Annotated in this window: 12 protein-coding genes; 1 reads left to right on the forward strand and 11 read right to left on the reverse strand. The window is 52.9% G+C overall.

Annotation, left to right across the window (positions count from 1 at the left end):
- Positions 1-116 precede the first annotated feature (116 nt).
- From emrB to QMZ65_RS03505, 11 genes are all read right to left on the reverse strand, one after another.
- Positions 117-1655 carry a multidrug efflux MFS transporter permease subunit EmrB gene (gene emrB, locus QMZ65_RS03455; RefSeq protein WP_141399025.1) on the reverse strand — a complete coding sequence of 513 codons (1539 nt, stop codon included), beginning with the start codon at positions 1653-1655 and terminating at the stop codon, positions 117-119.
- A 14-nt stretch (positions 1656-1669) separates the two neighbouring features.
- Positions 1670-2842 (reverse strand): multidrug efflux MFS transporter periplasmic adaptor subunit EmrA, encoded by a 1173-nt coding sequence (gene emrA, locus QMZ65_RS03460; RefSeq protein ID WP_160834630.1) that lies wholly within the window; start codon positions 2840-2842, stop codon positions 1670-1672.
- A 149-nt stretch (positions 2843-2991) separates the two neighbouring features.
- Complete coding sequence (gene mprA, locus QMZ65_RS03465) at positions 2992-3522, reverse strand: transcriptional repressor MprA (RefSeq protein WP_034825472.1); 531 nt, start codon at positions 3520-3522, stop codon at positions 2992-2994.
- A 653-nt stretch (positions 3523-4175) separates the two neighbouring features.
- Positions 4176-5177 carry a glycine betaine/L-proline ABC transporter substrate-binding protein ProX gene (proX, locus tag QMZ65_RS03470; protein ID WP_502921516.1) on the reverse strand — a complete coding sequence of 334 codons (1002 nt, stop codon included), beginning with the start codon at positions 5175-5177 and terminating at the stop codon, positions 4176-4178.
- Positions 5178-5234: 57 nt separating this feature from the next.
- Positions 5235-6497 (reverse strand): glycine betaine/L-proline ABC transporter permease ProW, encoded by a 1263-nt coding sequence (gene proW / locus QMZ65_RS03475; protein WP_097118695.1) that lies wholly within the window; start codon positions 6495-6497, stop codon positions 5235-5237.
- Positions 6494-7690 (reverse strand): glycine betaine/L-proline ABC transporter ATP-binding protein ProV, encoded by a 1197-nt coding sequence (gene proV, locus QMZ65_RS03480; protein WP_034825478.1) that lies wholly within the window; start codon positions 7688-7690, stop codon positions 6494-6496. The genes proW and proV overlap by 4 nt, the downstream gene beginning before the upstream one ends.
- A 412-nt stretch (positions 7691-8102) precedes the next feature.
- Positions 8103-9062: a class 1b ribonucleoside-diphosphate reductase subunit beta gene (gene nrdF / locus QMZ65_RS03485; protein WP_200577660.1), complete on the reverse strand. Its 960-nt coding sequence runs from the start codon at positions 9060-9062 to the stop codon at positions 8103-8105.
- 8 nt (positions 9063-9070) lie between these two features.
- Complete coding sequence (gene nrdE / locus QMZ65_RS03490; RefSeq protein ID WP_160869403.1) at positions 9071-11209, reverse strand: class 1b ribonucleoside-diphosphate reductase subunit alpha; 2139 nt, start codon at positions 11207-11209, stop codon at positions 9071-9073.
- The gene (gene nrdI, locus QMZ65_RS03495) at positions 11188-11592 is read right to left on the reverse strand and encodes a class Ib ribonucleoside-diphosphate reductase assembly flavoprotein NrdI (RefSeq protein ID WP_283215428.1); all 405 of its coding nucleotides are present in this window, start codon (positions 11590-11592) and stop codon (positions 11188-11190) included. The genes nrdE and nrdI overlap by 22 nt, the downstream gene beginning before the upstream one ends.
- A gap of 3 nt (positions 11593-11595) precedes the next feature.
- Positions 11596-11838: a redoxin NrdH gene (locus tag QMZ65_RS03500; protein WP_038645282.1), complete on the reverse strand. Its 243-nt coding sequence runs from the start codon at positions 11836-11838 to the stop codon at positions 11596-11598.
- Positions 11839-12170: 332 nt separating this feature from the next.
- Positions 12171-12488 carry a DUF883 family protein gene (locus tag QMZ65_RS03505; RefSeq protein WP_058959185.1) on the reverse strand — a complete coding sequence of 106 codons (318 nt, stop codon included), beginning with the start codon at positions 12486-12488 and terminating at the stop codon, positions 12171-12173.
- Positions 12489-12637: 149 nt separating this feature from the next.
- On the opposite strand from QMZ65_RS03505, the gene QMZ65_RS03510 reads away from it, so the two are divergent.
- The gene (locus QMZ65_RS03510; RefSeq protein ID WP_034825485.1) at positions 12638-12976 is read left to right on the forward strand and encodes a DUF2002 family protein; all 339 of its coding nucleotides are present in this window, start codon (positions 12638-12640) and stop codon (positions 12974-12976) included.
- The last annotated feature ends 77 nt before the right edge of the window (positions 12977-13053 follow it).

The raw sequence follows: 13053 nt of genomic DNA on the forward strand, positions 1-13053 counted from the left end.
TGCATAAAAAAATCCGGAAACGAAGCGTTTCCGGATTCTTACACAGCCACTGGATCGTTCAACTGATCCTTAACTGACTGGCATTAGGCCGAAAGGCCCGTTTTTGTTTCTACTGTTTAGTGCGCGCCACCACCACCGCCGCCCGCGCCAAATGGCGGACGTGCAAACCACACCAGAACCAGCAAGATCAAAAATACTCCCGCTGATGCCCAGAAGATCTCATTCGCTGAGATGATCAGGCCCTGATTGGTAATTTGCTGTGCAATGTAGGCTGAAGCTTGCTGCTGCGTCATGCCCATGCTTTGCAGTTGGTCATACATCTGCTGCGAATTCGGGTTGAATGGATTCACCGATTCAGACAGATAGCTGTGGTGCATCGATTCGCGATCCGTCCACATAGTGGTGGTGATCGACGTACCGATTGAACCGGCCAGCGTACGCACAAAGTTCGACAGGCTCGATGCTGCTGCCATACGCTCTGGCGGCAACCCTGACAGCGTAATGGTGGTCAGTGGCATAAAGAAGCACGCCACGGCAAAGCCCTGAATAAACTGCGGCCATGCCGACGCACCAAAATCCATCCCCGGCTCAAACGTATACGCACGCCAGTAGAAGCACACCGCGTACATGATAAAGCTGAAGGTCACCAATCGCCGCATATCCAGCTTGTGGGCAAAGCGACCAATGATGGGCGACAGGATTACCGGAATGATGCCGACCGGCGCTGACGCCAAACCTGCCCAGGTGGCGGTGTAGCCGTATACCTCCTGCAGCAACTGGGGCAGCAACACGATCGAGCCGAAGTAAAGCATGTAAGCCAGGCTGATCGACAAACAGCCGATGGTGAAGTTGCGCTTTTTAAACAGCGACAAATCGACAATCGGATGGTCGTCCGTTAGCTCCCACACCAACAGCACTGCCAGCGCCACCACGGCGACTACCGTGAGTACGATGATTTCCGTGGAGCCAAACCAGTCGAGTTCTTTACCCCGGTCGAGCATCACCTGCAGCGAACCAATCCCCACGACCAACAGAACCAGACCGACGATATCAATCGGGCGGATCTCGGTTTTGGTTTCGCGTCCTCGCAGGGTTTGCAGAGTCAGCGCGACGACGACCACACCAATCGGGACGTTGATAAAGAAGATCCAACCCCAGTGGTAGTTATCACTGATCCAGCCGCCGAGAATCGGGCCGCAGATCGGAGCTACGATCACCGTCATTGCCCACAGCGAGAGCGCCACGCTGCGCTTGGCCGGCGGGTAGTTGTTCAGTAGCAAACTTTGCGACAGCGGAATCAATGGACCGGCAACCACACCCTGAATGATACGGAAGAAGATCAGCATCTCCAGACTTTCTGACATGCCGCAGGCCCATGAGGCCAGTACAAACAGAATGGTCGACCAGGTAAACAGCTTCACTTCACCAATACGTTTGGCTAGCCAACCGGTAATCGGTATCGAGATGGCGTTTGCCACCCCGAATGAGGTAATCACCCAGGTGCCCTGTGAGTTCGAGGCACCAAGGTTACCGGCGATCGTTGGGATCGCTACGTTAGCAATGGTGGAGTCGAGAACCTGCATAAACGTCGCCAATGATAAGGCGATGGTCATCAGGACTAACGGCGCACCTTCAAGCGGTTTTTGTGCCATCACAGCCTCCCGCGGAATTAATCGGCGTTGGCACGAACGATTTCAGTAATCAGCTTGTTAACCGGCGCGAGGTCGATTGCCAATGCGTTACTTTCATACGCCGCTTGTGGACGCACGCTACTGGCCAGTGTGGCCCCGTCTTTGTTCTGGGTATCCACTTTGACTAAGGTGGAGAGACCAATACGCAGCGGGTGTTCGGCCACCTGTTGCGGGTCCAGCTCAATACGCACCGGTAAACGCTGAACCACTTTGATCCAGTTACCTGTCGCATTCTGCGCCGGCAGCAGAGAGAAGGCGCTGCCGGTGCCCATATCCAGACCGACAACTTTGCCGTGATACTCTACGTCATCACCGTAAATATCGCTGATCACGGTAGCGGGCTGACCGATGCGCACACCGGAAAGCTGCGTTTCTTTGAAGTTGGCATCAATCCACAAATTCGTGGCAGGCACTACCGCCAGCAGCGGCGTGCTGGTGGAGATCTGCGAACCGACCTGAACACTACGACGCGAAATATAGCCATCCATTGGACTACGGATATCGGTGCGCTGCAGCGCCAGCCAGGCATCACGCAGTTCAGCCGCGCTTTGTTTGACGGCGGGTTGCTGTTCCAGATCGGTGTTCAGGATCATCGCCTGGTTCGCGTTGTACTGCTGCACGGCGACATCAAGTTGCGCTTTCGCCGTGGCCACGGCATCACGTGAGTGCTGCAGCTCTTCACGACCAATCAGGTTTGATGCACCCAGCGGCTCACGACGTTTCAGATCGGCTTCAGCCTGATCCAGCGCGGTCTGTTGCAGCTTGATGGTGGCCTGATACTGCTTGCCGTTGATCATCAATTGATGCGTCTGGCGGACGCTGGTGGCCAGTGCAGTCTGCGCTTTTTCAAACGCCTGCTCCGCATCGGTTTTATCCAGCGACACCAAAATATCGCCTTTTTTCACGAAGTCAGTGTCATCAAACCAGACTTTATTCACGCTGCCGGAAACCTGTGCCATCACCTGCACCTGATTACCTGACACATAGGCGTCATCGGTTTCCTGGAAATGGCGCAGCACCAAATACCAGTAGGCCAGATACGCCACCCCAATCAATACAAACACGATAGCCAGCAGGATCAGCACACCTTTGCGCTTCTTCTTTTTATTCGCTGGCTGTTGCGGGCTTTGCGCTTCCGCGGTCGCACTCATGTTGTTCTCCACGTTTTCCATTTAGCCGGGCTGTGTTGATCCATCAACACGGTTTCCCGAGTCGAAAAAGCCAGCGTATAAGACGCTGGCCGGATAAAAGGGGATTAAAATAGCGATTTCGGAAGGTGATTGTGTCGCACTTCTTGCTATTAGCGCGACAGGGAAGCGATAACCTGATCTTCATCCATTTTATCAAGACGGTTAAGCAACTTGCGCGTAATCGCTTCCAGCTGATCCTGCTCGGATGTAGAGAGCGAAGACCACAGATACTGCAGACTCTGATGCTGAGGCGGCAGCAGCTGACGTAAGAATTCGTTACCTTTCTCTGTCAGGTGCAGATGCAGGCAGCGACGGTCATTATCGCTCTCGCGGCGCTCGATCCAGCCGCGTTTTTCCAGCTCATCGGCAATACGTGTTGCATTAGTGCGTGAGGAACCCAGCGCAGAACTCAGTTCTGAAGGCTGGATGCTCTGGTTTTCTTGCGCATCAAGTGTAATCAGCGCCATGAATAAGGTCTCGTTAATTCCCTGCGCCTTCAACATCTTGTTGCGGTTATCCAGCAGTTTTCCCTGCATATGCATGCACAGACGAGTCAGGATGATTTCCTGCAACGGAAAATCTTTATGGCGGTTAGCACGGATGTTCAGCATCTGTTCAATGGGAGTAAACGAACTTTCCATTTTAAAAAAAACCTCTTAGTTGCAACTGGTATAGTAAGGATGGTGACAGATTAAGCGTAGTCATATTTTCCGCCAGTGATTGTTCGCACGATCACATTGTCAACATCTGGCATTCCAGGTCGTTCCATAACCCTGGGCACTTCGCCCTGACAATGTGCCACGCAGAATGGTTACATTGTCATCAATTCACATCGTGAAATATTTTTAAGAAAAAATAATTTCGCGAGAAAAAATAACTCTGGTGAATAACTGTGCTGCTAACCATAACAAACTCAATCATCAATGAATAGTCTTACTCACGTGATTGGGTTGGTCTTTACGCTTTCTAAACACTTTAGCTGAACGCATTACATAAAGAAATCAATGGGTTAATTAACTTAATCGTAACAATTCCGGTACCAATACCGTACCAGCTAAAATGATGAATTGCATTCGTTGAGAGAATTTAACCTCAGGCATTGCAGAGGTAAGTCTCGGCTTAGCAGCATTCATGGCGGAAGAAAGGCGTAGATAATCATTTGTGGTTAATAGTAACCCAAAAAATTATTTCAATGGTGTGTTAATTGACAGGACGTACCAGTGCGCTATAACGCACGAACTTTGCGGGGATTGAGAACAAAAGCGGCCAAAAGGCCGCTTTTAAGGGAAGAGGATTAATTTGCCGCCGCTTGTGCGTCAGAAATCCACTTATCAAACTCGGCCTGATGGCCTTTGATCCAGCCATCTACGTGGCGATTGATGTCAGCTTCAGAAGCCTGACCCGCATGCATCGCCGCGTTTTCGGCGTTGATATCACCAATCGGCAATTTCATTTCAGCAAACAGTTTTGCCGCCGCCGGGTTCTTCTCAGCCCAGGCTTTGTTGGCCACAATGTGCATAGTGTTGACCGGGAAACCGTAATTTTTACCATTAGGCAGTTTGGTGTCCACTTTGCTCTGCTCGCCTGGCAGGGAAGAGAATGGCACCTGCAGCCAAACCACATCTTTACCCGGTTTGAGCACGTCGCTCAGCCAGTAAGGTGTCCAGGTGTAATAAAGGATAGGTTTGCCTTGCTTGTAGCGTGCCAGGGTGTCAGCCACCATTGCTGAATAGTTACCCATGTTGGCCGTAACCGTATCCGCCAGGCCATAGGCTTTATTCTGGTGGTTAATCACCGCTTCACAGCCCCAGCCCGGCGTACAGCCCGTCATGTCGGCTTTGCCGTCACCGTTGCTGTCGAACAGTTTGGCGATTTTCGGATCTTTAAGCTGTTCGATGTTGGTGATGTGATACTGCTCGGCGGTTTTCTTATCGATCAGATAACCCTGAGCAGCGCCGCCAACGTAAGTGCCTTCACGGTAAAACTTGTTATCACCGCCTGCCGCTTTATACATGTCGTCATGCAGCGGTTTCCAGTTAGTGGCTATAAAGGTGGCATCACCTGCCGCGATGGTGGTGTAGGCCACGTTGTAATCGACTTCGCCCGGCTTCTCAACGGTGTAGCCCAGTTTTTCCAGCGCGCGGCTGACAATCAGCGTCTGGAAAGTTTCTTCTGCGATGGTGCTTTGCAGCGGTTTAACGGTGATGCCTTTACCCGGCAGGTCGGCGGCGGACACGTGCGTCGCGGCGAACGTCGTCAGGACGGCAGCGAACAGAGCTGTCTTGCGCATAGTCATTCCTTATTTTACGTGTTGCGTCGGAGACGGACGGCCACGCTGGGCCGTCCATAGAAATCAGGCTTTTTTACTGAAGGGGCGCAGCAGCAGGCCAATTGGACCGGTGCTGTACCAGTGACGGTTGCCACGGCTGCGGCTATCACGGGCGAACGACTGAGTCAGGCGATCAAGGATAATCGCCAGAATCACGATACCCACGCCGCCGACAGTTGCCAGACCCATATCTAAACGACCGATACCGCGCAGCACCATCTGGCCTAAACCACCCACAGCGATCATTGAAGCGATAACCACCATCGACAGCGCCAGCATCAGCGTCTGGTTCACACCGGCCATAATGGTCGGCATCGCCAGCGGCAGCTGCACTTTAAATAGCATCTGACGTGGGCTGGCACCAAAGGATTCGCTCGCTTCGATCAAATCGGCAGGTACCTGCTTAATGCCAAGAATGGTCAGACGCACCATCGGCGGTAGCGCAAAGATGATGGTCACCACCACGCCCGGCACGTTACCGATACCGAACAGCATCACGATCGGCACTAAATACACGAAGGCCGGTGTGGTCTGCATCGCATCCAGCAACGGTCGGATAATGCGTGCCGCACGTTCACTGCGTGCCAGCCAAATCCCCAGCGGGAGGCCGATGATGATGCAGAACAGCAGGGCGGTCAGTACCAGCGCCAGTGTCACCATCGCTTGCGACCAAGCGCCAATAGCACCAATCGCAATCAATGAAATGAGAGTAGCGATTCCCATGGCCGGGCTGGCAATTTGCCAGGCAATTAACGCAAATACCACTATCGCCACGGGCGCGGGCATGCCCAGCAGCAACTGCTGAAATGCGCTGAGGATATAGTCGACCGGCACGCGAATGCCCTGGAACACCGGGCGGAAATGGCTGACGACCCAGTCGATGCCTTCGGTCACCCAGCTGTCGAGTGGGATCCAGGTCTTGTGGAACGGATCCATGATATTGAAATGCTCGGGAGCCGGAGCAGGCGCGCTGTTGAGCCAGTCACTGCTGCTGGCGGCACTGCTGGCAGCATCATGTCCGCCGCTCGCCGTTGATGGATCACCCCATGCATCGGCTGAACCACTGCTACTGGCTGCGCTGCTGGCGGCATCATGTCCACCGCTCGCCGCTGAAGGATCGCCCCATGCATCGGCGGAACCGCTGCTGGACGTGCTGTCGGCGGGTGCGCTGCTGCTACTGCCGCCCCAGGGATCGCTACTGCTGGCTGCCGCGCTCGAATCTGTCGTCGCGGGTTGCTGCGTGGTCTGGCTGGCGCTATCCCACGGATTGCTGGTTTGTTCACTCATGACTGGGCTCCTTCACGATCTAAAGCGCGCAATAGCATGCTTTTGGAAATAATACCGACGTACTGATTCTCTTCGCCGACCACCGGCACCGCGCAGGGCGCTTGTGCAACGTGGGAGAGCAAATCGTTCAGTGAGGTATCCGCAGGAACCGCTAACGGCGTCTCAAGCAGGGCGCTATCCAGACCTTCACCCGCAGCCAGTGCCGCTTTAAGTGAATCGGTTGAAACTACGCCGACAAATTTCTGTTTCTCCAGCACATAGCCATATTCGCGGTCTTCATCCTGAAGCAGTTTAATGGCGGAACGTGGGCCAAAACCGGCCGCTTTACGAATCAGTGCACCGGCGCTGCGACGAGCAATATCCCTGGCGCTAAACACATGGCTAATATCGACCCCCCGGAAGAAGGTGCGCACATAATCGTTAGCGGGATTATTCAGGATTTCATCCGGCGTACCGACCTGCACCACTTCGCCACCCTGCATGATGGCGATGCGATCGCCAATACGCATGGCTTCGTCGAGGTCATGGGAAATAAATACGATGGTACGCTGGTGTTTCGCCTGCAGTTTGACCAGCTCATCCTGCATTTCGGTACGAATAAGCGGATCGAGGGCGGAGAAGGCTTCATCCATCAGTAAAATATCGGGATTGATCGCCAGCGCGCGCGCTAATCCGACACGTTGACGCATACCGCCGGAGAGTTCATCTGGATAGGAGTGAGCATAATTATCCAGTCCCACCTGACGCAATGCTTCCAGCGCTTTTTCCTGACGTTCCTGTAACGGCACGCCCGCTAATTCCATGCCGAAGGCGGTATTATTCAGCACCGTCATATGGGGCATTAATGCGAAGGATTGGAATACCATGCTGATCTTATTTCTGCGCACTTCACGCAGTTCAGCATCCGATATTTTCGCAATATCGACACCGTCAATGATCACCTGGCCGCGAGTGGGCTCGATCAGACGATTGAGAAGGCGAACCATGGTGGATTTCCCTGAACCGGAGAGCCCCATGATGACGAAGATCTCGCCTTCTTCAATGGCCAGACTGGCATCTTTTACGCCGACGGAGAGACCGGTTTTCGCCAGAATACTCTCTTTGCTTTCGCCTTTCTCAATCAGCTTAAATGCCTTTTCGGGGTGATCCCCAAATACCTTATATAAATTCTTTACTTCGAGTTTAATTGCCATGCAGTAATTAATTTCCCGGTTAAATGTTTAGCTATTTCTTGTAGTGATCTCGATTAAATTTAAGCGCCCTATAACCTAGCATAGTGAGAATATCTGACAACCCTTGGTTCGGATATTTGGCTGAGCGAGCGCGTGCAGATTGGCGATAATTCCAGTGCTCACAAGGGATGAGAGCGAATCATTTTTTTCTGAATTTTTTATGAAATTAACCCGCTTTCACGGCAAATGCTCAGTGAAACACGAATAAATTGCGCTTATGTAGGCGATATAATGGACGAATTAATGGCGCTAGAATGACAAAATAATGAAGGTGAGAAACGGAAATAACGAGAGAATATTTGGTAATCTGAACGGGAAATATCAAGGCGCTGAAAGGGCGCGCTGTGGCGCGCCCTGTGCTACATGCCAGAGGCTAGAAATTCCAGTCCTCGTCTTCGGTTTCCACGGCTTTTCCCATCACGTAGGAAGAACCTGAACCGGAGAAGAAATCGTGGTTTTCATCGGCATTCGGTGACAAAGCCGAGAGAATGGCCGGATTCACCGTCGTCAGCTCTGACGGGAACAACGCCTCATATCCCAGATTCATCAACGCCTTGTTAGCGTTGTAGTGCAGGAAGGTTTTCACCTCCTCTGCCCAACCGACATCCGCATACAGCGCTTCGGTGTATACCACTTCGTTTTCATACAGCGCCAGCAGCAAATCGATGGCAAATTGCTGCAGCTCTTCGCGGCGTGCATCGTCAACTTTTTCCAGTGCCTTCTGGTACTTATAGCCGATGTAATATCCGTGCACCGCTTCATCGCGAATAATCAAACGAATCAGGTCAGCGGTGTTGGTCAATTTGCCACGGCTTGACCAGTACATCGGCAGCCAGAAACCGGAGTAGAACAGGAACGATTCCAGGAACACGCTGGCGATTTTCTTCTTCAGCGGGTCCTCGGCCCGATAGTGCTCCAGCACAATCTTCGCCTTGTTCTGCAACGCTTCGTTCTCCTCACTCCAGCGATACGCCGCATCGACATCGGCGGTGTTGCACAGGGTGGAGAAAATCGAGCTGTATGAACGCGCATGCACCGCTTCCATAAAGCTGATATTCGACAGCACCGCTTCTTCATGCGGCGTGATGGCGTCTTCCATCAGGCCCGGCGCGCCGATCACGTTCTGGATAGTGTCGAGCAGCGTCAAACCGGTAAACACGCGGATGGTCAACTGCTGTTGCTGGTGGTCCAGCGACTGCCAGGCTGGCAGGTCGTTGGACAATGGCACTTTTTCCGGCAGCCAGAAGTTGCTGGTCAGACGGTTCCACACTTCGAGGTCTTTTTCGTCCTGGATTCGGTTCCAGTTAATCGCTTGAATTTGTTTAAGTTGCATAGTTTTCATCACAATGAGCAGGAGACGCAGCCCTGGACTTCGGTGCCTTGCAGCGCCATCTGGCGCAGACGAATGTAATAGAGCGTTTTGATACCTTTCTTCCACGCATAAATTTGCGCTTTGTTGATGTCACGCGTGGTGACGTCATCGCGGAAGAACAGCGTCAAAGACAAGCCTTGATCGACGTGCTGCGTGGCTTCGGCGTAGGTATCAATAATCGCTTCCGGACCAATCTGATACGCATCCTGATAGAGATCCAGATTCTCGTTGGTCATAAACGGCGCCGGATAATAAACGCGGCCGGTTTTACCCTCTTTACGGATCTCAATGCGCGACACGATCGGGTGAATACTCGATGTCGCGTGATTAATGTACGAGATCGAACCGGTTGGCGGCACCGCCTGTAAGTTCTGGTTAAACAAGCCGTGTTGCATCACTGATTCGCGCAATGCCTGCCAGTCGGCCTGGCTTGGCAGCGCAATGCCTGCATCGGCAAAAATCTGTGCCACACGCGCGGTGCGCGGCAGCCAGGCGCGATCCACATACTTATCGAAGTAGTGACCGTTGGCGTACTGCGATTGTTCAAAGCCATCAAAACTCTGATTGCGCTCTTGTGCCAGCAGGTTCGACGTGCGCACCGCGTGATAGGTGACGCAGTAGAAGTAGAGATTGGTGAAATCCAGTGCCTCTTCCGAGCCATAAGCCATGCCTTCACGCGCCAGATAGCCGTGCAGGTTCATCTGACCCAGGCCCACCGCATGTGAACGACGATTGCCTTCCGCCACCGACGGCACCGAATTGATTTCACTCATCTCAGAAACCGCTGTTAACGCGCGCACGGCGGTTTCAACGGTCTGTGCCAGATTGCGGGAATCCATAGCATGCGCGATGTTCAGCGAGCCGAGGTTACAGGAGATATCCTTGCCCACGCGGCGGTAGTTAAGATCGTCATAGAATTCGCTGGCGCTGTTAACCTGCAAAATCTCTGAGCACAGGTTGCTCATATTGATGCGACCAGCAATCGGGTTGTGACGGTTCACGCTGTCTTCGTACATGATGTACGGATAGCCTGACTCAAACTGAATTTCTGCCAGCGTCTGGAAGAAATCACGCGGCTTGATGTAAGTCTTACGGATACGATCGTCGGCCAGCATCTCTTCATACAACTCGCTGATGCTGATATCACCGAACGCTTTGCCGTAAATGCGCTCAACGTCATACGGCGAGAACAGCGCCATATCGCGATTCTCTTTCGCCAGCTGGAAGGTGATATCCGGGATCACTACGCCGAGCGACAGCGTTTTGATACGGATCTTCTCGTCGGCATTTTCGCGTTTGGTATCAAGGAAGCGGAAGATATCGGGGTGATGCGCGTTCAGCCACACCGCGCCCGCGCCCTGGCGTGCACCAAGCTGATTGGCGTAAGAGAACGCATCTTCCAGCATCTTCATTACCGGAATCACGCCAGACGACTGGTTTTCGATGCGCTTAATCGGCGCACCGGATTCACGCAGGTTAGAGAGCAGGAAGGCCACGCCGCCGCCACGTTTGGACAATTGCAGCGCCGAGTTCACCGCACGCCCAATCGATTCCATATTGTCTTCGATGCGCAGCAGGAAGCACGAGACTAACTCGCCGCGCTGCTGTTTACCGCAGTTGAGGAAGGTTGGGGTGGCTGGCTGGAAGCGGCCGCTGAGCATTTCTGCCAGCAATTCGCGTGACAGCGATTCGTTGCCGCGTGCCAGCGTCAGCGCCACCATGCAGGCGCGCTGCTCGAAAGTTTCGAGATAGCGTTTACCGTCGAAGGTTTTCAGCGTGTAGCTGGTGTAAAACTTCCACGCACCGAGGAAAGTGTGGAAACGGAAACCCCAGGCATCGGCTTCATCGTGCAGCTGGCACAGGAAACTGAAGTCGTACTGATTCAGTACCGTGGCTTCATAGTAGCCTTCCTCAACCAGATAGCGCAGGCGATCGGCCGCCGAAGCGAACTGTACGGTATTCGGCTCTACATGCTGCAGGAAGAACTGGCGCGTAGCCTCGTGATCTTTCTCAAACTGAATGCGGCCATCGGCGTCATACAGGTTCAGCATCGCGTTGAGCGCGTGATAATCCAGCTGCGTGCTGTTCAGGGTGTCTGTCGTTGCCAAAATTGGGTTACTCCCGCTTTTACATTAGCGATATCGTCGGGGGTTCCCATCAGCTCAAAGCGGTAGAGATAAGGAACCTGACATTTCTGCGCAATAATGTCGCCTGCCAGGCAATAGCCTTTACCGAAGTTGCGGTTACCGGCAGCAATCACCCCGCGGATACCGCGTCGGTTGGCGTCATCATTGAGGAATTGAATCACTTGTCTGGGCACCGCACCCCGCGCACTGCCGCCGCCGTAGCTCGGCACCACTAAAATAAAGGGTTGGTCGATATGCAGGCGCTGCTTGCCATCAAGCGGTATGCGGCAAGCAGGCAGTCCCAGACGAGTGATAAATCGGTGCGTGTTTTCCGACTGGCTGGAGAAGTACACCAGTGGGAACATCGCTTATCCCCCGACAGCAGCGAGCTGGCGCAGGCTGGCGATTTTGTCAGGGCGGAAGCCGCTCCAGTGGTCATCATGGGTCATGACGACGGGCACCTGGCGATAGCCAAGGGATTTGAGGTTATCAATGGCTTCCGGTTGGGTATCGAGATTGATCAGCTGATAGTCGATACCTTTGCGGTCCATGGCATTTTTAGTCGCGTTGCACTGGACACAATTGTTTTTAGTGTAAATAATAATGCGCATGATTCGTATTTCCCTTTGATTGCGGTCTGGATGCGAGATACGAAGCAAAATCCTATTTGCAGCGAACTTCGTCCTTGACGACATCTGGTAGCGAGTTGATGGGTTGAATACTAGATGTAGTGCTCGTAGTGGTCAAGCCCACCAGATATAGGGATTTTGTATTTTTATCTTCGGATAAACGCTAACACCAGAGATCATGCACCTTCCAGGCCCGAAAATTTTTTTGTAAAGGCGAGGGTGGCAAAGTTTAGGTCAAATTTTGTGCGCTTTCATTTGCGGCAGGCACAAAAAAGCCCCGCAATCGCGAGGCTCTCTTTAAACGCTAATGACGGTTAACGGCGTGACATCAACAGCGCACCTAACACCAGACCCACGGCTGCACCGACACCCACGCCATGCCAGGGTTTGTCATGCACGTAGGCATCAACCTGATAACTGGCGTCACGCGCTGCCTGAGAAACGCGGCTGTTGCCGCCGTTCAGTTTTGCGCGGGTCTGCTTCAGCAGCGACTGTGCTTTGCTGCGTGCGCTATCCACTTCATCTTTGGCTTCGCTGCCGTAAGATTTAAGTAATGCTTCAAGCGAATCTGCCAGCTCATTCACATCCTGATTAATATCAATGTCATCGTTTTTGCTTACGCGATTAAACATTTTTTCGCTCCCTTTGATTTAACAAGTAATACTGAGTGTAGACGAAACGTGACTAAACGCAGGCATATGCCAGGCTTTAGGGAAATTCCGAATGTCCTGTATGTCGGGCTGTTGTAAGGTTGCGGGGCTGTGAGAAGAGAGGAGCAAGCATGTATTTACGTCCGGATGAGGTAGCGCGCGTACTGGAAAAAGCAGGGTTCGAAATGGACACCCTGACGCCAAAAATTTACGGTTATCGTCGTGGTGAAAATTATGTCTACGTCAATCGCGAAGCGCGCATGGGCCGCACCGCATTGATCATTCACCCCACGCTGAAAGAGAAAAGTCAGCACTTTGCCGAGCCCGCCTCAGAAATGAAAACCTGCGATCATTACACCCAGTTCCCGCTTTATCTGATGGGTGAATCCCAGGAACATTACGGTATTCCGCACGGTTTTAGCTCGCGTATCGCGCTTGAGCGCTATCTGCAAGGCGTATTTGGCGCCTGATGTGGTGCCCCGTTGACGCGGGGCCACCCCCCGACTTTTTAAAACCCTCACCCTTTGCCACGTTGCAAATTGACACG

Source organism: Pantoea sp. EABMAA-21 (assembly GCF_030053335.1).
Classification (GTDB): Bacteria; Pseudomonadota; Gammaproteobacteria; order Enterobacterales; family Enterobacteriaceae; genus Pantoea; species Pantoea communis.